This window comes from Streptomyces sp. NPDC057099 (assembly GCF_042671245.1).
GTDB lineage: Bacteria > Actinomycetota > Actinomycetes > Streptomycetales > Streptomycetaceae > Streptomyces > Streptomyces purpurascens.
The window spans coordinates 325,647-344,918 of the sequence record NZ_JBHUTX010000006.1 but is presented as its reverse complement, the minus strand read 5'-3'; the positions used below and the strand labels follow the sequence as shown (position 1 = coordinate 344,918).

General features: G+C 70.5%; 20 protein-coding genes. 9 read left to right on the top strand and 11 right to left on the bottom strand.

The window, feature by feature from the left end; all coding sequences use genetic code 11:
* Positions 1-124 precede the first annotated feature (124 nt).
* Positions 125-1,339, top strand: coding sequence for a phosphoserine phosphatase SerB (serB, locus tag ACFT4A_RS12055; protein WP_382828442.1), 1,215 nt, complete (start codon positions 125-127; stop codon positions 1,337-1,339).
* A gap of 71 nt (positions 1,340-1,410) precedes the next feature.
* Here the strand turns inward: serB and ACFT4A_RS12050 are convergent, their stop codons facing one another.
* The 4 genes from ACFT4A_RS12050 to ACFT4A_RS12035 form a co-directional block, all read right to left on the bottom strand.
* Positions 1,411-1,929 (bottom strand): SixA phosphatase family protein, encoded by a 519-nt coding sequence (locus tag ACFT4A_RS12050; RefSeq protein ID WP_382828439.1) that lies wholly within the window; start codon positions 1,927-1,929, stop codon positions 1,411-1,413.
* A gap of 65 nt (positions 1,930-1,994) precedes the next feature.
* A complete protein-coding gene (locus tag ACFT4A_RS12045; protein WP_382828436.1) occupies positions 1,995-2,201 on the bottom strand; it encodes a hypothetical protein in 207 nt (68 codons plus the stop codon).
* Positions 2,202-2,374: 173 nt separating this feature from the next.
* Positions 2,375-2,491: an SGM_5486 family transporter-associated protein gene (locus ACFT4A_RS12040; protein WP_382828434.1), complete on the bottom strand. Its 117-nt coding sequence runs from the start codon at positions 2,489-2,491 to the stop codon at positions 2,375-2,377.
* Positions 2,492-2,560: 69 nt separating this feature from the next.
* Positions 2,561-3,970, bottom strand: a complete 1,410-nt coding sequence (locus tag ACFT4A_RS12035) for a CynX/NimT family MFS transporter (protein ID WP_382828431.1) — start codon at positions 3,968-3,970, stop codon at positions 2,561-2,563.
* A 79-nt stretch (positions 3,971-4,049) separates the two neighbouring features.
* Here ACFT4A_RS12035 and ACFT4A_RS12030 point away from each other — a divergent pair, with 79 nt between their 5' ends.
* Complete coding sequence (locus tag ACFT4A_RS12030; RefSeq protein WP_382828428.1) at positions 4,050-4,742, top strand: FadR/GntR family transcriptional regulator; 693 nt, start codon at positions 4,050-4,052, stop codon at positions 4,740-4,742.
* On the opposite strand, the gene ACFT4A_RS12025 is transcribed toward ACFT4A_RS12030, so the two are convergent.
* The 3 genes from ACFT4A_RS12025 to fabG form a co-directional block, all read right to left on the bottom strand.
* On the bottom strand, positions 4,720-5,073 hold the full coding sequence (locus ACFT4A_RS12025) for a hypothetical protein (protein WP_382828425.1): 354 nt from the start codon (positions 5,071-5,073) through the stop codon (positions 4,720-4,722). The two genes, ACFT4A_RS12030 and ACFT4A_RS12025, sit on opposite strands and share 23 nt — an antisense overlap.
* 161 nt (positions 5,074-5,234) lie before the next feature.
* Positions 5,235-6,002, bottom strand: a complete 768-nt coding sequence (gene fabI / locus ACFT4A_RS12020) for an enoyl-ACP reductase FabI (RefSeq protein WP_382828424.1) — start codon at positions 6,000-6,002, stop codon at positions 5,235-5,237.
* Between the two features lie 5 nt (positions 6,003-6,007).
* Positions 6,008-6,727, bottom strand: coding sequence for a 3-oxoacyl-[acyl-carrier-protein] reductase (gene fabG, locus ACFT4A_RS12015; protein ID WP_382828421.1), 720 nt, complete (start codon positions 6,725-6,727; stop codon positions 6,008-6,010).
* 271 nt (positions 6,728-6,998) lie between these two features.
* On the opposite strand from fabG, the gene ACFT4A_RS12010 reads away from it, so the two are divergent.
* The 3 genes from ACFT4A_RS12010 to tyrS all read left to right on the top strand — a co-directional run bounded on the left by ACFT4A_RS12010 (position 6,999) and on the right by tyrS (position 11,254).
* Positions 6,999-8,522, top strand: a complete 1,524-nt coding sequence (locus tag ACFT4A_RS12010; protein WP_382828419.1) for a TldD/PmbA family protein — start codon at positions 6,999-7,001, stop codon at positions 8,520-8,522.
* Positions 8,519-9,913, top strand: a complete 1,395-nt coding sequence (locus ACFT4A_RS12005) for a metallopeptidase TldD-related protein (RefSeq protein WP_382828416.1) — start codon at positions 8,519-8,521, stop codon at positions 9,911-9,913. Before ACFT4A_RS12010 ends, ACFT4A_RS12005 begins: the two co-directional genes overlap by 4 nt.
* 72 nt (positions 9,914-9,985) lie before the next feature.
* Entirely contained in the window at positions 9,986-11,254 is a 1,269-nt protein-coding gene (tyrS, locus tag ACFT4A_RS12000) for a tyrosine--tRNA ligase (RefSeq protein ID WP_382828414.1), read from the top strand.
* A 63-nt stretch (positions 11,255-11,317) separates the two neighbouring features.
* Here the strand turns inward: tyrS and ACFT4A_RS11995 are convergent, their stop codons facing one another.
* Positions 11,318-11,593: a GlsB/YeaQ/YmgE family stress response membrane protein gene (locus tag ACFT4A_RS11995; protein WP_215122330.1), complete on the bottom strand. Its 276-nt coding sequence runs from the start codon at positions 11,591-11,593 to the stop codon at positions 11,318-11,320.
* A gap of 244 nt (positions 11,594-11,837) precedes the next feature.
* Between ACFT4A_RS11995 and ACFT4A_RS11990 the strand changes: the two genes are divergently transcribed.
* Complete coding sequence (locus ACFT4A_RS11990) at positions 11,838-12,233, top strand: DUF3099 domain-containing protein (RefSeq protein ID WP_382828411.1); 396 nt, start codon at positions 11,838-11,840, stop codon at positions 12,231-12,233.
* A 216-nt stretch (positions 12,234-12,449) separates the two neighbouring features.
* Entirely contained in the window at positions 12,450-12,656 is a 207-nt protein-coding gene (locus ACFT4A_RS11985) for a hypothetical protein (protein ID WP_189730241.1), read from the top strand.
* A 69-nt stretch (positions 12,657-12,725) separates the two neighbouring features.
* Here the strand turns inward: ACFT4A_RS11985 and moaA are convergent, their stop codons facing one another.
* The 3 genes from moaA to ACFT4A_RS11970 all read right to left on the bottom strand — a co-directional run bounded on the left by moaA (position 12,726) and on the right by ACFT4A_RS11970 (position 15,865).
* Positions 12,726-13,715, bottom strand: a complete 990-nt coding sequence (gene moaA / locus ACFT4A_RS11980; RefSeq protein WP_382828408.1) for a GTP 3',8-cyclase MoaA — start codon at positions 13,713-13,715, stop codon at positions 12,726-12,728.
* Between the two features lie 171 nt (positions 13,716-13,886).
* On the bottom strand, positions 13,887-15,512 hold the full coding sequence (locus ACFT4A_RS11975) for a cation acetate symporter (RefSeq protein ID WP_382828405.1): 1,626 nt from the start codon (positions 15,510-15,512) through the stop codon (positions 13,887-13,889).
* Positions 15,509-15,865 carry a DUF485 domain-containing protein gene (locus ACFT4A_RS11970; RefSeq protein WP_382828402.1) on the bottom strand — a complete coding sequence of 119 codons (357 nt, stop codon included), beginning with the start codon at positions 15,863-15,865 and terminating at the stop codon, positions 15,509-15,511. Before ACFT4A_RS11970 ends, ACFT4A_RS11975 begins: the two co-directional genes overlap by 4 nt.
* 256 nt (positions 15,866-16,121) lie before the next feature.
* Between ACFT4A_RS11970 and ACFT4A_RS11965 the strand changes: the two genes are divergently transcribed.
* Both ACFT4A_RS11965 and ACFT4A_RS11960 read left to right on the top strand, forming a co-directional pair.
* Positions 16,122-17,651: a S8 family serine peptidase gene (locus ACFT4A_RS11965; protein ID WP_382828400.1), complete on the top strand. Its 1,530-nt coding sequence runs from the start codon at positions 16,122-16,124 to the stop codon at positions 17,649-17,651.
* A 60-nt stretch (positions 17,652-17,711) separates the two neighbouring features.
* Positions 17,712-19,232 carry a S8 family serine peptidase gene (locus tag ACFT4A_RS11960; RefSeq protein ID WP_382828399.1) on the top strand — a complete coding sequence of 507 codons (1,521 nt, stop codon included), beginning with the start codon at positions 17,712-17,714 and terminating at the stop codon, positions 19,230-19,232.
* Positions 19,233-19,272 lie beyond the last annotated feature (40 nt).

Below are 19,272 nucleotides of genomic sequence, written 5' to 3'. Positions count from 1 at the left end.
AGCCCGGAGGGACGCCGTACCGGTACGCAAGATTCACGCCATCGACACGACACCCAGTGTTCGCTGTCCGCCAGCCGGACCTCACGGGCGGTGTGACCTGCCTGCCCGATACGGTGGAACCACCATGAGCGCATCGCAGACCTCGTCCTCTGACGTCCCCACCCTCCTTGTCAAGATCTTCGGCAAGGACAGGCCGGGCATCACGGCCGGCCTCTTCGACACCCTCGCCGCCTTCTCCGTCGACGTCGTCGACATCGAGCAGGTCGTCACCCGTGGCCGGATGGTGCTGTGCGCGCTCGTGACCGAGCCGCCCCCCGGTCTCGAGGGAGATCTGCGGGCGACCGTCCACAGCTGGGCCGAGTCGATGAAGATGCAGGCGGAGATCATCTCCGGCCTCGGCGACAACCGGCCGCGCGGACTGGGCCGCTCCCTGGTCACCGTGCTCGGGCATCCGCTCACCTCGGAGGCGACCGCCGCGGTCACCGCGCGGATCACCAGGACCGGCGGCAACATCGACCGTATCTTCCGGCTCGCCAAGTACCCCGTGACCGCGGTCGAGTTCGCCGTGTCCGGTGTGGAGGCCGAGCCGCTGCGGACCGCCCTGGCGCCCGACGCGGCGAAGCTCGGCATCGACGTGGCGGTCGTCGCCGCCGGTCTGTACCGGCGTGCGCAGCGCCTGGTCGTGATGGACGTCGACTCGACGCTCATCCAGGACGAGGTCATCGAGCTGTTCGCCGCGCACGCCGGCTGCGAGGACAAGGTCGCCGAGGTGACGGCGGCCGCGATGCGCGGGGAGCTGGACTTCGAGCAGTCCCTGCACGCGCGCGTGGCGCTGCTGGAGGGGCTGGACGCCTCGGTGGTGGACAAGGTGCGCAGCGAGGTACGGCTGACGCCGGGCGCCCGCACCCTGATCCGTACACTGAAGCGGCTCGGCTTCCAAGTCGGTGTCGTCTCGGGCGGGTTCACCCAGGTCACCGACGATCTGAAGGACCGGCTGGGGCTGGACTTCGCCCACGCCAACACGCTCGAGATCGTCGACGGCAGGCTGACGGGCAAGGTCACCGGCGAGATCGTCGACCGCGCGGGCAAGGCCCGGCTGCTGCGCCGGTTCGCGGCGGAGGCGGGCGTGCCGCTGTCGCAGACCGTGGCGATCGGTGACGGTGCGAACGACCTGGACATGCTGAACGCGGCCGGTCTGGGCGTCGCCTTCAACGCCAAGCCGGTGGTGCGCGAGGCCGCGCACACCGCGGTGAACTTCCCGTTCCTGGACACGGTCCTCTACCTGCTGGGCATCACGCGCGAAGAGGTCGAGGCGGCGGACACCCTGGACACGGTCTGAAGCAGGCAGGAGGGGCCCGGCACCGTGCGGTGCCGGGCCCCTGTCACTGCCCCGCGGTCACGCGGCGACGGTCACTCGGTCGGCGCCCAGTAGTCCCGCAGCGCGGCCACGCCCGGCTCCACGCTCTTCCACGAGCCGGTGAACGACAGGACGGCGAAGGCGGCGGCCGGGAACCCGCGGCGGTCCATCCACTCACGGGCCTCGTCCTCGGCCGAGCCCGCCAGGATGTCGGCGAGGCCCTGGACGCCGGGGTTGTGCCCGATCAGGAGCACGTTCCGCACGTCGTCGGGGGTCTCGTTGAGCACGGCGATCAGTTCGCCCGGCGAGGCCTCGTAGATCCGCTCTTCGTAGACGGTTTTCGGCCGATGCGGGAACTCGTGGACGGCGAGCTTCCAGGTCTCCCGGGTCCGGACCGCGGTGGAGCACAGGGCCAGGTCGACGGGGATGCCGGTGTCGGACAGCCTGCGCCCGGCCTCCGCCGCGTCTTTTCGGCCCCGGTCGGCAAGCGGACGCTCGTGATCGGTCACCTGTGGCCAGTCGGCTTTCGCATGGCGGAAGAGGACAATCGTGCGGGGTTCTGCGACGCTCATGAGATCCAGCTTCGCATGAAACACGCCATGGGGCGCAGGGAGTTGACCACCGGCTTCGGCCGTGCTCAGCGGGCTGTCAGCTGCTGCAGGCGCTCGAAGAGGTGGGTGACCACGGGGTCACCGGTGGCCGCGTGGGCGTCGGACGGGTTGAGGATCAGGGCGAGCAGCGCCGTGAAGAGCAGCGCCGGCAGGGCCAGGGCCCACCAGGGAAGCCGGCTGTCGGCGCCGGACCGGGTCGCCGGGTGGGGCGGGGTCTGCGTAGGGGCCGACATGGGTGCCTCCGCTCTTCGAGTGGCCGGTGGCCCCCGTCTCACGGCCACACCTCGAAGTTACGGAATCCGCGCCGGCCAACCCATCCGGTGACCCACCCACTTGACCCTGACCCTCACCCCCTAGGGGACAGGGGGGCTAGCCCCACCATCGGCGGGGCCGGGGCCGGGGCCGGTCACGGCGAGGCGATCATCGCGATGACGCCGATGACGATGAAGATCGCGAAGAATGCGCCGAACACGAGCAGCATCTTCTTCTGACCATGCTGGGGATTCGGATCGAGCACTGGCATGGGGCAAGTGTCGCACTCACCCCGGGCGCGGTACGCCTCGGGGTGAGTGCGACACGACGGGGCCGGGATTCAGCGGCCCGCCTCGTCCTCCACCGTGCGGTTGCGGCCCGCCAGCCAGCCGACCACCATCTGCGGGACCATCAGGGCGCTCATCAGCGTGATCGGCAGGCCCCAGCCGCCGCTGTGCTGGTAGAGGACGCCCACCAGGAGCGGTCCCGGGATGGAGATGAGGTAGCCGGTGCTCTGCGCGAACGCCGACAGCTGGGCCACGCCGGGGCCGGTCCTGGCCCGCATGCCGACCATGGTGAGGGCGAGCGGGAAGGCGCAGTTCGCGACGCCGAGCAGCAGGGCCCAGGCCCAGGCGCCGCCGGCCGGCGCGAGATACAGCCCCGCGTAGCCGATCAGGCCGCAGATGCCCAGGACCAGCACGATCGGGCCCTGGTGCGGCAGGCGGGTGGCCAGGCGGGGTATGACGAAGGCCAGGGGCACGCCCATCGCCATGGTGAGGGCCAGCAGCAGCCCGGCGGTGCCGGCGGGCACACCGGCGTCCCGGAAGATCTGCGCCATCCAGCCCATCGTGATGTAGGCGGCGGTGGCCTGGAGCCCGAAGAAGACGGCCAGCGCCCAGGCGGTGCGGCTCCGGGTGATCCGCATCGGCGGGGCCTCCCCGCGCGCGGGGTCCGCCGGGGCGGGGGCGGGAGTCGCCTCGCGGCGGGCTTCCGACCGGTCCTCGGTCCCGGCTTCCGTCCGGTCCTCCAGCCCGGTTTCCGACCGGTCCTCGCGCCCGGCTCCCGTCCGGGCGGAGGCGGACGCCGCCGCGCGCCCCCGTACGAACGGCAGCCACGGCAGGATCGCCGCGACGGCGAGCCCCGACCACAGGGCAAGGCCCGACTGCCAGCTTCCGCCCAGCGCCTCGGACACGGGCACCGTGACCGCGGCCGCGAGGGACGTGCCCAGGGCGAGTCCCATGGAGTAGACGCCGGTCATGGAGCCCACGCGGTCGGGGAACCACTGCTTGACGATGGCCGGCATCAGGACGTTGCTGACCGCGATGCCCATGAGGGCGAGGGCACTGGCGGCCAGGAAGCCGGCCGTGCCGCCGGCGTACGGCCGGATCGCCAGGCCGGTGGCGATGGCGGCCATGCCCGCGCACACCACGGCGCCCGCTCCGAAGCGGCGGGCGAGCCGCGGGGCCATGACACCGAAGACGGCGAAGCACAGCGGCGGTACGGAGGTGAGCAGTCCGGCCACGCTGCCGCTCATGCCGAGCCCGTCGCGGACCTCCTCCAGGAGGGCGCCGAGGCTGGTGATGGCGGGGCGGAGGTTCAGGGCGGACAGCACGATGCCGAGGACGAGCAGCCGTGTCGTCCACGCGCGCGTGGACGGGCCGCCCGGTTTCCGGGCGTCGTGCGCGGCCGAGCTGCGAACGGTCGGGGGCGTCATCGTCCGGGTTTCCTCACTAGCCATGAGGCCCATCATAGAATCATGGGATGATTGACTGTCCAATCCGTCCACTCCTCGGCTGCCGTCCGGCGCCCCGGCCGTGCGAAGGTGAGCCATGCCTCTGAGCCATCCCCGTCGTTCGGCGCTGTCCGAACAGGTCATCGCCGAGCTGCGGGCCCAGATCACGTCGGGCGAGTGGCCGGTCGGCTCCCGTATCCCGACCGAGCCGGAACTGGTCGAGCAGCTGGGCGTCGCCCGCAACACGGTCCGTGAGGCCGTCCGCGCGCTGGCGCACAACGGCCTGCTGGACATCCGCCAGGGCTCCGGCACGTACGTCGTGGCGACGAGTGAGCTGGCGGGAGTGATGCAGCGGCGGTTCGCCGGCGCGGATCCCCGGCACATCGCCGAGCTGCGCTCCACGCTGGAGTCGTCCGCCGCCCGGCTGGCCGCAGAGCGGCGGACCGAGAAGGACCTCAAGCAGCTCGACGCGCTGCTGCTGCGGCGTGAGGAGGCCTGGGAGTCGGGTGACGCGGAGGCCTTCGTGACCGCGGACGCGACTTTCCACCTCGCCGTGGTGTCCGCCTCCCACAACGACGTGATGACCGCCATGTACGCGGACCTGGGCGAGGTGCTGCGGGACTGGCTGCGCGAGGACGTCGGCGAAAAGCTGACGCCGGAGACGTACATGGACCACGGGCGGCTGCTCGATGCTATCCGCGCGGGGGACGCGGACGGGGCGGGGGCCGAGGCGGCCCGCTACCCGTTCCTGTGCCGCCTGGGCGGGATCAGCTCGCCCGCCGGTGGCTGACCCACGCGTCGCCGACTTCCTCCCAGCAGCGTCCCGTGAGCCGCACGGTCTGCGCGGGCCCGGCCTCCACCGGGGAGCCGTCGGTGTCGATGTCCCACCAGCGGGCGCACTCGACGTGCAGGCTCACGCGGTCGGTCTCCGGATAGGGGTTGTGACAGAACGCGGTCACCCTGGAGTCGTCGACACGGACCCGGCACGCGGCGCCGAAGAGGTCGGCCCGCTCCTGCTCGTCGTCGGCGGGCACGCGCGCGTGCGGCACCGCCTCGTACGCCAGGGTCAGGACGAGAGCGACAGCGACGGACAGTGAGGCCGTTCGGCGGGACAAGCGCACAAGGGGACCTCCTCGGCCGTGCTGGGGAGGGGACCGCGTGGTGAACGCGTACTCCAGAATGCCCGGTCACAGGCCTCCCCCGCCCGGCCGGAGGGGCCGAACGGGTGACGCCCCGCTCCCCGCGCGCTGCGGGGAACGGGGCGTCGACGACGTACGGGAGATCAGGCGCCGATGGCGTGCAGACCGCCGTCCACGTGGATGATCTCGCCCGTGGTCTTCGGGAACCAGTCGCTCAGCAGCGCGACGATGCCGCGGCCGGCCGGCTCGGGGTCCTTGAGGTCCCACTCCAGCGGCGAACGGTCGTCCCACACGGCGGCCAGCTCGCCGAAGCCCGGGATGGACTTGGCGGCCATGGAGCCGATCGGACCGGCCGAGATCAGGTTGCAGCGGATGTTCTGCTTGCCCAGGTCACGGGCCATGTAGCGGCTGGTGGCCTCCAGGGCGGCCTTGGCCGGGCCCATCCAGTCGTACTGCGGCCAGGCGTACTGCGCGTCGAAGGTCAGACCGACGACGGAGCCGCCGTTCTGCATCAGCGGCAGGCAGGCCATGGTGAGCGACTTCAGCGAGTACGCCGAGACGTGCATGGCCGTGCTGACCGACTCGAACGGCGTGTTCAGGAAGTTGCCGCCGAGGGCGTCCTGAGGGGCGAAGCCGATGGAGTGCACGACACCGTCGAGGCCGCCGAGCTCCTCGCCGACGATGTCGGCCAGGCGCCCGAGGTGCTCGTCGTTCGTGACGTCGAGCTCGATGACCTTGGTGGGCTTGGGCAGCTTCCTGGCGATGCGCTCGGTCAGCGTGGGCCGCGGGAACGCCGTCAGGATGATCTCGGCGCCCTGCTCCTGGGCCAGCTTGGCGGCGTGGAAGGCGATGGAGGACTCCATCAGCACACCGGTGATCAGGACGCGCTTGCCCTCGAGAATTCCGCTCATGGTGATCAGTGACCCATTCCCAGTCCGCCGTCAACCGGGATGACGGCTCCAGTGATGTACGAGGCGTCGTCCGAGGCGAGGAACCGCACCGTCGCGGCGATCTCCTCCGGCTGGGCGTACCGGCCGAGCGGGACCTGCTTGACGATGTTCTCGCGCTGCTCGTCGGTGAGCGCCTTGGTCATGTCGGTGTCGACGAAGCCGGGCGCGACGACGTTGAAGGTGAGGTTGCGCGAACCCAGCTCACGGGCGAGGGAACGCGCGAAGCCGACCAGGGCGGCCTTGGAGGCGGCGTAGTTGGCCTGGCCCGGGCCGCCGTACAGGCCGACGACCGAGGAGATCAGGACGACGCGGCCCTTCTTGGCCCGCAGCATGCCGCGGTTGGCGCGCTTGACCACACGGAAGGTGCCGGTGAGGTTGGTGTCGATGACCGAGGTGAAGTCCTCCTCGGACATGCGCATCAGGAGCTGGTCCTTGGTGATGCCGGCGTTGGCGACGAGGATCTCGACGGGGCCGTGGGCCTCCTCGATCTCCTTGTAGGCCTGCTCCACCTGCTCGGCTTCGGTGATGTCGCACTTGACGGCCAGGCAGCCCAGCTCCGTCAGGGCGGCCGGCGGCTCACCCGAGCGGTACGTGATGGCGACCTTGTCGCCCGCATCGGCGAAGGCACGGGCGATGGCGAGGCCGATGCCCCGGTTTCCTCCGGTGACGAGAACCGAGCGGCTCAACGGATCACCCTTTCGATAGCGGTCTGATGCCCGCCCGGGCGCCTGGAGGACAGGCGGCGATGACAGGCGGCTTCCTCGAAAACCTATCGGTCCGGACACGTCCGCGGACAATCGGGCACCGACAGTGGCGTACGGGACTCACTGTCGGGTCCCTACAGAAAGCCACGCACCCGGGGTACGGAAACTCGTGGCCCGCGCGCGGGATGGACGACATGATCGGAGCAGTCACGCAGTACGGCCACCACGCTCACCTCGACAGAAAGAGACGGCGGTGCCTCATACCATCGACGAGGCCTTCACGGCCCTCCCCCTACGCGCCCTCGCCGACGCGGCCCTCGCACGCGCGCGTGCGCTGGGCGCCGAGCACGCGGACTTCCGGTTCGAGCGGGTGCGGGGCGCCTCCTGGCGGTTCCGGGACGCCAAGCCCGCCGGGTCGTCGGACACCACCGACCTCGGGTACGCGGTGCGGGTGGTGCACGGCGGGACGTGGGGCTTCGCGTCCGGCGTCGACCTCAGCCTGGACGCCGCCGCCAGGGTCGCCGGGCAGGCGGTCGCCATGGCGAAGCTGTCCGCCCAGGTGATCAAGGCGGCCGGGTCCGACGAGCGGGTGGAGCTGGCGGGCGAGCCGGTGCACTCCGAGAAGAGCTGGGTCTCGTCGTACGAGATCGATCCGTTCACCGTGCCCGACGAGGAGAAGGCCGGGCTGCTCGCGGACTGGAGCGCGCGGCTGCTGGCGGCCGACGGGGTGGACCATGTCGACGCCTCGCTGCTCACGGTCCACGAGAACAAGTTCTACGCCGACACCGCGGGGACCGTGACCACGCAGCAGCGGGTACGGCTGCACCCGGTGTTCAACGCCGTGTCGGTGGACGAGTCGAGCGGCGAGTTCGACTCGATGCGCACGCTCGCGCCGCCCGTGGGACGCGGCTGGGAGTACCTGCGGGGCACCGGCTGGGACTGGGAGGGCGAGCTGGAGCGGATCCCGGAGCTGCTCGCCGAGAAGATGCGCGCGCCGAGTGTCGATCCGGGCCTGTACGACCTGGTCGTCGACCCGTCCAACCTGTGGCTGACCATCCACGAGTCCATCGGGCACGCGACCGAGCTGGACCGAGCGCTCGGCTACGAGGCCGCCTACGCCGGCACCTCCTTCGCCACGTTCGACCAGCTGGGCAAGCTGCGCTACGGCTCGGAGCTGATGAACGTCACCGGCGACCGGACCGCCGAGCACGGCCTCGCCACCATCGGGTACGACGACGAGGGCGTCGCGGGCCAGTCCTGGGACCTCGTCAAGGACGGCACCCTCGTCGGCTACCAGCTGGACCGGCGGATCGCGAAGCTGACCGGGTTCGAGCGCTCCAACGGGTGCGCCTACGCCGACTCCCCCGGGCATGTGCCGGTGCAGCGCATGGCCAACGTGTCGCTGCGGCCGGACCCGGCCGGGATGTCGACCGAGGATCTGATCGGGGGCGTGGAGCGAGGGATCTACGTCGTCGGCGACCGGTCCTGGTCGATCGACATGCAGCGCTACAACTTCCAGTTCACGGGGCAGCGCTTCTACCGGATCGAGAACGGGCGGCTCGCCGGGCAGCTGCGGGACGTGGCCTACCAGGCGACGACCACCGACTTCTGGGGCTCCATGTCCGCCGTCGGCGGTCCGGGGACCTATGTCCTGGGCGGCGCCTTCAACTGCGGCAAGGCCCAGCCGGGGCAGGTCGCGGCGGTGTCGCACGGCTGTCCGTCGGCCCTCTTCAAGGGCGTCAACATTCTGAACACGACCCAGGAGGCCGGTCGATGAGCGCGCGTTCCAGCAAGCCGCACGAGGTCGTCGAGCGCGCCCTCGAACTGTCCCGGGCGGACGGCTGTGTCGTCATCGCCGACGAGCAGTCCACGGCCAATCTGCGCTGGGCGGGCAATGCCCTGACCACGAACGGTGTCACGCGCGGGCGCACGCTCACCGTCGTCGCCACGGTCGACGGCAAGGAGGGCACGGCCTCGGGTGTGGTGTCGCGGTCCGCCGTGACGTCCGACGAGCTGGAGCCCCTGGTGCGGGCCGCCGAGGCCGCCGCGCGCGGTGCCGGCCCCGCCGAGGACGCGCAGCCGCTGGTCACAGGCGTGGCCGCGAGTCCGGAGTTCACGGAGGCGCCCGCCGAGACCTCCTCCGCGGTGTTCGCCGACTTCGCCCCGGCGCTCGGCGAGTCCTTCGCACGCGCGCGTGCGGGCGGCCGGGAGCTGTACGGGTTCGCCAACCACGAACTGGTGTCGACGTACATCGGCACCTCCACGGGGTTGCGGCTGCGCCACGACCAGCCGAACGGGACGCTGGAGCTGAACGCCAAGTCGCCGGACCGGACCCGGTCCGCCTGGGCCGGCCGCTCCACGCGTGACTTCAAGGACGTCGACCCGGCGGCCCTGGACGCGGAGCTGGCCGTGCGCCTCGGGTGGGCCGAGCGGCGCGTGGAGCTGCCCGCGGGCAGGTACGAGACGCTGCTGCCGCCGTCGGCCGTGGCGGATCTGCTGATCTACCAGCTGTGGTCGGCGTCGGGCCGGGACGCGGTGGAGGGCCGCACGGTGTTCTCCGAGCCGGGCGGGGGCACGCGGGTCGGCGAGAAGCTGACCGACCTGCCGCTGACCCTGCGCAGCGACCCGAACGAGCCCGGCCTGGAGTCGGCGCCCTTCGTGATCGCGCACTCCTCCGGCGGCGACGAGTCGGTGTTCGACAACGGGCTGCCGCTGGCGGCCACCGAGTGGATGCGCGAGGGAGAGCTGCGGCATCTGACCACCAGCCGCCACAGCGCGGGCCTGACCGGTCTGCCGGTGGCGCCGGGCATCGACAACGTGATCCTGGACGGGGGCGAGGACCGCTCCCTGGACGAGATGGTCGCGGACACCGGGCGCGGGCTGCTGCTGACCTGCCTGTGGTACATCCGCGAGGTCGACCCGGCGTCACTGCTGCTGACGGGCCTGACCCGGGACGGCGTCTACCTGGTCGAGAACGGCGAGGTGACCGGCGAGGTGAACAACTTCCGGTTCAACGAGACGCCGGTCGGTCTGCTGGGCCGGGTGACGGAGGCCGGGCGGACGGAGAAGACGCTGCCGAGGGAATGGAGCGACTGGTTCACCAGGGCCGCGATGCCGGCCCTGCGAGTGCCGGACTTCAATATGAGCTCTGTCAGCCAGGGCGTATAACCTCGTACCTGATTACGAGCCCAATCAATGGGGCCCGCTCCACGCGGGCCCGCTCAAGGAGATACGAGAACCGTGACGGACATCGTCGACGAGCTGAAGTGGCGCGGGCTGTTCGCCCTGTCCACTGACGAGGACGCTTTGCGCAAGGCGCTCGCGGACGGTCCCGTCACGTTCTATTGCGGCTTCGACCCGACGGCGCCGTCGCTGCACGTGGGGCACCTGGTGCAGGTGCTCACCGTGCGGCGGCTCCAGCAGGCCGGTCACCGGCCGCTGGCGCTGGTCGGCGGCGCCACGGGCCTGATCGGCGACCCGCGTCCGACGGCGGAGCGCACGCTGAACGACCCGGAGACGGTGACCGGCTGGGTCGCCAAGCTGCGTTCCCAGATCGAGCCGTTCCTGACCTTCGAGGGCGAGAACGCGGCCCTCATGGTCAACAACCTCGACTGGACGGAGAACCTCTCCGCGATCGAGTTCCTGCGGGACATCGGCAAGCACTTCCGCGTCAACAAGATGCTGACGAAGGACTCCGTGGCCCGGCGCCTGGAGTCCTCCGAGGGCATCAGCTACACGGAGTTCAGCTACCAGCTCCTGCAGGGCATGGACTTCCTCCAGCTCTACCGCAGGTACGGCTGCACGCTCCAGCAGGGCGGCAGCGACCAGTGGGGCAACCTCACGGCGGGCCTGGACCTGATCCACCGCCTGGAGCCGGACGCCACGGCGCACGCCCTGGCGACGCCGCTGATGACCAAGGCGGACGGCACCAAGTTCGGCAAGACCGAGGGCGGCGCCGTCTGGCTCGACCCGGAGATGACGACGCCGTACGCGTTCTACCAGTTCTGGCTGAACGTGGACGACCGGGACATCTCGAAGTACATGCGCATCCTGTCCTTCCGCTCCCGCGCGGAGCTGGAGGAGCTGGAGCGGCAGACCGAGGAGCGCCCGCAGGCCCGTGCCGCGCAGCGCGCCCTGGCCGAGGAGCTGACGACGCTGGTGCACGGCGCCGACCAGACGGCCGCCGTGATCGCCGCGTCCAAGGCCCTCTTCGGGCAGGGCGAGCTGGCGGACCTGGACGGCAGGACGCTGGCCGCGGCCCTGTCGGAGGTGCCGCACATCCAGGTCTCCGAGCTCGGCCCGGTCGTCGACCTGTTCGCCGAGGTCGGCCTGGTGGCCAGCAAGTCGGCCGCGCGCCGCACGGTCAAGGAGGGCGGCGCCTACGTGAACAACGTCAAGGTCGCCGCCGAGGACGAGGTCCCCGCCAAGGAGGACCTGCTGCAGGGCCGCTGGCTGGTGCTGCGCCGGGGCAAGAAGAACCTGGCGGCGGTCGAGGTCACGGGCGGCTGAGCACGCCTGCGAAGGGGGTCGTCTCCGGTGCGGAGGCGGCCCCCTTCGCCGTGCGCCCCGCCGTCATGCCCGCTGTCTGTCTCCCCGTGCGGCCGTCCAGGCCTTGTCGCCGAGGCCGACGAGGATGATCGCCATCGCCAGCTGGAAGACGTGCCGCCACCAGTCGATGCCCGATGTGGCGTCGACGCCGGCCGCCCGGGCGATGGCGTTGCCGGCGATGCCTCCGATGATGCCCAGGATGACGGTCAGCCACAGGGGCAGGTGCTGCTTGCCCGGAATGATCGCCTTGGCGAGCAGGCCGAGTACCAGTCCCACGATGATCGCCCACAACCAGCCCATCGCTGCCTCCTCGTACGGCTCGACGTGAGCTCTACGGCCAGTGTCGGCCCAGGTGCCGTACGCCGCATGCCGGGGATGGCCGTACGCGCCACGGCGCACGCCCTTCGCCTCGGCCGGACGGGCCCCGGTCTCGTAGCGGGCGCAGCCGCGGCGTAACGTGGGAGCTGTCCTGGTCAGGTTCCCCGGCCGGCCGGGGACGGCCACGGGGCGGGGAGAGTCCGATACGGGCGGATGGTGGAATGCGATGCGGAAGCAGCATGGCGACGGCAACGTCCAGGTTTTCCGGATCACCGGCGCCCGGACGGGACTTCAGGAAGACGTACGCGGGCGGCAGCGCCGGTACGTGATCTCGATGACGGTCCGCACGATCTCCGTGATCCTCGCGGCCACGTTGTGGAACGTCGAACGGCACGTCGCCATCGTGGCGTTGGTGCTCGGGCTGGTACTTCCGTACATCGCGGTGGTGATCGCGAACGCCGGGCGCGAGAACGCGCCGTCTCTGCCGTCGACGTTCGTGGCGGCGCCGACGCGTCCGATGATCGCGCCGTCGGACGCTCGGGACGGCTCCGCGGAATCCGCCGCGGAAGATGCCGGGTCCGGGGCCGCGCCGGGTGCGAAGCCCGATTCGCACGAGCGATAGGGACGCCCGAGGGCGGTCACAAACGGACGTCACCTTCCCGCCAAGCTCAAGAAAAGCTCAGATCAATCATGTTGTTCAGGTGCCGGGCTCGGGGTTACCCGTGACATACTTCGTACGCGCTCCGCATCCCCCGTCGGAGCGACGGACCGACGCCGGGCAGCTCCCCCCGTGGCTGCTCGGCGTCGCCTTTTCTGTGTGCAGTGGTGAGACGAAGCAGTGAGTGACGAGACGCCGATCTGTTCCGCGAAGGGCTGCCGCGTCGATGCGGTGTGGGTGCTTGCGTGGAACAACCCGAAGATCCATACGCCGGAGCGGCGCAAGACGTGGCTGGCGTGTGAGGAGCATCGCGAGCATTTGTCGCAGTTTCTCGGGGTGCGGGGGTTTTTGAAAGACGTGGTGCTTTTCGAGGAGTGGGACGGCTGAGTTCCGGCTTCGTCTGCGGGCCGGTGGGGGTTGTTCGCGCAGTTCCCCGCGCCCCTTTGGGGCGCTCCTCTATCCCCCGATAGCCGACATGGGTCGGTCCGGCTGTACGAATGTCGGGTCGTCCAAGCCTGCTCCCGCCTTCTTGCCCCACATCGTCAGGCGCCAGATGCGGGCGATCTCCTCGTCGGGGGCGTCGGAGCGGAGGGCGGCGCGGAGGTCGGTTTCCTCCTGGGCGAAGAGGCAGGTGCGTATCTGCCCGTCTGCGGTGAGGCGGGTGCGGTCGCAGGCCGCGCAGAAGGGGCGGGTGACGGAGGCGATGACGCCGACCACATGCGGCCCGCCGTTCACCAGCCAGCGCTCCGCCGGGGCCGAGCCGCGCTTCTCCTCGCCCTCGGCGGTCAGCTCGAAGCGGGTGCGCAGGGAGGCCAGGATGTCGCCTGCCGTGATCATGCCGTCGCGCTTCCAGCCGTGCTGGGCGTCCAGGGGCATCTGCTCGATGAAGCGCAGCTCGTAGTCGTGTTCCACGGCCCAGGCGAGGAGGTCCGGGGCCTCGTCGTCGTTGAGGCCCGGCATCAGGACCGAGTTGACCTTGACCGGGGTCAGGCCGGCGTCGCGGGCGGCGTACAGGCCCTCGAGGACGTCCTGGTGGCGGTTGCGGCGGGTGAGGGTCTTGAAGACGTCCGGGCGCAGTGTGTCCAGGGAGACGTTGACCCGGTCCAGGCCGGCCGCCTTGAGGGCGGCCGCCGTGCGCTTGAGGCCGATGCCGTTGGTCGTGAGGGACATCTGGGGGCGCGCGTCGAGGGCCGCGACCCGCTCGACGATGCCGACCAGGCCGGGGCGCAGCAGGGGCTCGCCGCCGGTGAAGCGGACCTCCTCTATGCCGAGGGAGGTGACCGCGATGTCGATCAGGCGGACGATCTCGTCGTCCGTGAGCAGATCCGGCTTGGCCAGCCACTGCAGGCCTTCCTCGGGCATGCAGTAGGTGCAGCGCAGATTGCACCGGTCGGTCAGCGAGACCCTCAGGTCGGTGGCCACTCGGCCGTAGGTGTCGATGAGCACGTGGGCCCCCTCCCTCGACGCGGATCGTGCCCGGAGCACTTCCTCTCCGACATCTGCGAGCCTACGTGACCCCACCGACAACTCCACAGGCCCGATCCCACGACGCGGAACGCGGCCGCGCCACAGGGACCTGGAGGTTCCTACGACGCGGCCGCGTGAGGGGGTTGGTGCTCAGTGGGCGCCGGTGCCGGTCAGGGACCGGACCTCCAGCTCGGCGTACTTCTTGGCGTCCGGCTCCTCCTTGGACAGGACGGTGCCGAGCCAGCCCATGAGGAAGCCGAAGGGGATGGAGATGATGCCCGGGTTCTTCAGCGGGAACCAGGCGAAGTCCACCTCGGGGAACATCGCCTTGGGGTCGCCGGAGACGACGGGCGAGAACAGCACCAGGCCGACGGCGACGATCAGACCGCCGTAGATCGACCACAGGGCGCCCTGGGTGGTGAAGCGCTTCCAGAACAGGCTGTAGAGGATCGTCGGCAGGTTGGCGGAGGCCGCGACCGCGAAGGCGAGCGCGACCAGGCCGGCCACGTTCAGGTCGCGGGCGAGGGCGCCGAGGCCGATGGAGACGACGCCGATGAGGACGGTCGCCCAGCGGGCCGCGCGGACCTCCTCGGCGCCGGACGCCTTGCCCTTGCGGATGACGTTGGCGTAGATGTCGTGCGCGAAGGACGACGACGAGGCGAGCGTGAGGCCGGCGACGACGGCGAGGATCGTCGCGAAGGCGACCGCCGAGATCGTGGCGAGCAGGATCGCGCCCCAGGTCGAGTCGACACCGCCGAGGTGCAGGGCGAGCAGGGGTGCCGCCGTGTTGCCGGACGGGTTGGACGCGACGATCTCCTCCTGGGAGATCAGCGCGGCGGCACCGAAGCCGAGGGCGATGGTCATCAGGTAGAAGCCGCCGATGATGCCGATGGCCCAGTTCACCGACTTACGGGCGGCCTTGGCGTCGGGCACCGTGTAGAAGCGGATCAGGATGTGCGGCAGACCCGCCGTGCCGAGCACCAGGGCGATGCCGAGGGAGACGAAGTCCAGCTTGGAGGTGCCGGTCATGCCGTACTGGAGGCCGGGCTCCAGGAAGGCGGCGCCCTTGCCGCTGTTCTCGGCGGCCGTGCCGAGCAGGTCGGAGATGTTGAAGTTGAACTTCAGCAGCACCAGGAAGGTGATCAGGAGGGTGCCGCCGATGAGCAGCACGGCCTTGACCATCTGGACCCAGGTGGTGCCCTTCATGCCGCCGATGGAGACGTACACGACCATCAGCAGGCCGACGAGGGCGACGATGAGGATCTTGCCCGCGTCGGAGGTGATGCCGAGCAGCAGCGAGACGAGGACGCCCGCGCCGGCCATCTGGGCCAGCAGGTAGAAGATCGACACGACGATCGTGGACGTACCGGCGGCGGTGCGGACGGGGCGCTGGCGCATGCGGTACGCGAGCACGTCGCCCATGGTGTAGCGGCCGGAGTTGCGCAGCGGCTCGGCCACCAGGAGGAGGGCGACCAGCCAGGCGACCAGGAAGCCGATGGAGTACAGGAAGCCGTCGTAGCCGAAGAGGGCGATCGCGCCCGCGATGCCGAGGAAGGACGCGGCCGACATGTAGTCGCCGGAGACCGCGAGTCCGTTCTGGAAGGCGCTGAACTGGCGGCCGCCCGCGTAGAAGTCGGCGGCGTCCTTGGTCTGGCGGCCGGCCCAGACGGTGATGCCGAGCGTGGCCAGGACGAACAGCGCGAACAGGGTGATGATCAGCGGCCGGTGCTCGCTGGCCTCGTTCGCGGCGAGCAGGGTGTGCTGTACGGAGCTCATGCGCCGCCCTCCATCCGGGACTTGATGGCCTCGGCCTTGGGGTCGAGCTTCGCGGCGGCGTGCCGCGAGTACCACCAGGCGATGAGGAACGTGGTGATGAACTGGGCGATGCCGAGGACGAAGGCGACGTTGATGTTGCCGAACAGCTTGGTGCCCATGAGGCCGCCCGCGTAGTTCGACAGCAGCACGTACAGCAGGTACCAGGCGATGAAGGCGACGGTCAGCGGGAAGGCAAAGGAGCGGTAGGAGCGGCGCAGTTCACCGAACTCCGCGCTCTCCTGCACCTCGGCGAACTCCTCGGGTGAGGGGAGTTTGTGTTGCTCTTTCGAGGGGGGCGGTGCATCGGTGGACACGGAGAGTCTCCTCGTGACGACGGAAGCGGTGTGAACGGGGGGCGGAGGCGAGTGTCCTCGCGCTCCCTGCTCAACGTCACGGCGGCACGCTGGAACCGGTTCAACTGCCCGGCGTTCTTTCCGAAGTCGTTTCGGCAAACCGTTGCTGGCCAGCGAGAGCGCGGGATAGCTTCGCCCTGAACCACCCCGTCATGTACCTGCCCGAGCACCACCTGTGCCTCGGGCCGGTTTCGTTTCCGGATGATGTGGAGACCCCATGTCTCAGCTGCGTTCCAGACGCCGGCTCGCCCTCGCCGTGCCCGTCGTGCTGTCGCTGACGGCCTCGTTGGGCTTTCTGCCCGCTGCCGCGTCGGCCGCCCCTCGCGCGGAGTCGTCCGCGCCCTCGGCGGACGCGCCCCAGCTGGCGTACGTCGTCAACACCAAGGTGGACCGTCGCACCATCTCGTCGGTGAAGAAGGCGATCGGGAAGGCCGGCGGCTCGGTCGTGACCACGTACGAGCGGATCGGCGTGATCGTCGTCCACTCCTCGAACGCCGACTTCGCCACGTCCATACGCAAGGTGCGCGGCGTCCAGTCGGCGGGTGCGACCAGGACGACGCCGCTGACCGCCGCGGGGACGAAGGAGGAGGGCGCGGCGCAGTATCTGACCGACGCCCAGGCCGCGCGGGTCGAGGCCGCCTCGGCGAAGGCGCCCGACAGCGAGCCCCTCGAGGCCGACCAGTGGGATCTGCGGGCGATCGGCGCCGACAAGGCCGCGAAGATCAACCCGGGCAGCCGCAAGGTGACCGTCGCCGTGATCGACACCGGCGTCGACGACACCCACCCCGACATCGCCCCGAACTTCTCCGCGTCGCAGTCCGCCAACTGCGCCGGCGGCAAGCCCGACACCAGCGAGGGCGCCTGGCGGCCGTACACGCCCGAGGACTACCACGGCACGCATGTCGCGGGTGAGATAGCCGCCGCCCGCAACGGCACAGGCGTGGCGGGCGTCGCCCCCGGTGTGAAGGTCTCCAGCATCAACGTCACCGACCGGGCCAACGGGCTCTTCTACCCGGAGAGCGTCGTGTGTGCCTTCGTGTTCGCCGCCGACCACGGCGTCGAGATCACGAACAACAGCTACTACGTCGACCCGTGGCTGTACAACTGCATGGACGACCCGGACCAGCGGGCCATCGTCGACGCGGTCAACCGGGCGCAGCTGTACGCCCAGAAGAAGGGCACGCTCCACGTCGCCTCGGCGGGCAACTCCAACCACGACCTGGACTCGGACGCGATCGTCGACGACTCCAGCCCGGACGACTCCACCCCGGTGGAGCGCACGATCGACCCGCACGAGTGCTTCGACGTCCCGACCCAGCTGCCGGGTGTCGTCACGGTGAGCGCGACGGGCGTCAACCATCTCAAGTCGTACTACTCGACGTACGGCAAGGGCGTCGTCGACGTCGCGGCGCCGGGCGGTGACGGGCGTTACCAGATACCCGACACGCCCTCGAAGAACGGCCGCATCCTGTCCACCATGCCGGGTGGCACCTGGGGCTTCCTCCAGGGCACCTCGATGGCCGCTCCGCACGCCTCCGGTGTCGCCGCGCTGCTGAAGTCCGAGCACCCCAAGGCGTCTCCGGCCCGGCTCCAGGCCCTGCTGAAGGCGCAGGCCGACCGGACCGCCTGCCCCGAGTCCTACGACCAGGACGGCGACGGCACCCAGGACGCCACGTGCGAGGGCGGCAAGCGCGTCAACGGTTTCTACGGACACGGCATCGTGAATGCGCTGCGCGCGGTCAAGTGACTTGTACATCCTGAGACTTCACGCACCGTCAGCTCGTACCGCGAACCTACTGGAGACACCATGACAGCGCCGCTCGCGCGCTACCGCCGCGCCGTCGCGATCCCGGCCGGGATGGCCATGGCCACGGCCCTCGCGTTCCTGCCGAACACCACGGCCACGGCCGCCGTGGACGCCACTCCGGCGGTCTCGGCCGACGCGACCCCGCTCAGCTACGTGGTCAACGTCAAGCCGGGGCACGGCACTTCGGCCTATGTGAAGAAGGCCGTCGGCAAGGCCGGGGGCACGATCGTGACGTCGTACGACCAGATAGGCGTCATCGTCGTCCACTCCTCGAACCCCGACTTCGCCAAGACCGTCCGCAAGGTGCGCGGCGTGCAGTCGGCCGGGGCCACCCGCACCAAGCCGCTGCCCTCGGCGACGACGGGCGACCTGGGCACACCGAAGGCACTGAGCGCGGCCGAGGTCGCGAAGGCCGAGGCCCCCGCCGGGCAGGACCCGCTCCAGCCCCAGCAGTGGGACCTGCCGGCCATCAAGGCGGACAAGGCGCACGAGAAGTCGCTGGGCAGCAAGAAGGTCACGGTCGCCGTGATCGACACCGGCGTCGACGACACGCACCCCGACATCGCACCCAACTTCGACCGCAAGGCGTCGGTCAACTGCGTGTCGGGCAAGCCGGACACCGCGGACGGGGCCTGGCGGCCCGGCGCGGCGGAGAGCCCGCACGGCACGCACGTGGCGGGTGAGATAGCCGCGGCCAAGAACGGCGTCGGCATGACCGGTGTCGCGCCCGGGGTGAAGGTCTCCGGCATCAAGGTGTCCAACCCGGACGGCTTCTTCTACACGGAGGCCGTGGTGTGCGGCTTCGTGTGGGCGGCCGAGCACGGGGTCGACGTCACCAACAACAGCTATTACACCGACCCCTGGTACTTCAACTGCGGCGACGACCCGGACCAGAAGGCGCTGCTGGACGCGGTCGGCCGGGCCTCCCGGTACGCGGAGAAGAAGGGCGCGGTCAACGTCGCGGCGGCGGGCAACGAGAACTACGACCTCTCGGCCGACGAGATCACCGACCCGTCGTCCCCGAACGACACCACGCCGGGCGACCGGACCGTCGATCCCTCGGAGTGCCTCGACATCCCGACCCAGCTGCCGGGTGTCGTCACGGTCGCCTCGACGGGGGCGAAGGGCATCAAGTCGTCGTTCTCCAACTACGGGCTGGGCGTCGCCGACATCGCCGCACCGGGCGGTGACTCGACCGCGTACCAGAAGCCGGAGGCGCCGGCCACGAGCGGGCTGATCCTGGGCACGCTGCCGGGCGGCAAGTGGGGCTACATGGCCGGTACGTCGATGGCGTCCCCGCATGTCGCGGGCGTCGCCGCCCTCATCAAGTCGACGCACCCGTACGCTCCCCCGGCCCTGGTGAAGGCCCTGCTGTACGCGGAGGCCGACGCCACGCCGTGCACGGACCCGTACGACATCGACGCCGACGGCAAGATCGACGCGGTGTGCGAGGGCTCCAAGAACCGCAACGGCTTCTACGGCTGGGGCATCGCGGACGCGCTGGACGCGGTGACCAAGTAGAGCTCATGTGAAGGTGATCCGGGCCGGGCGGGGACACCCG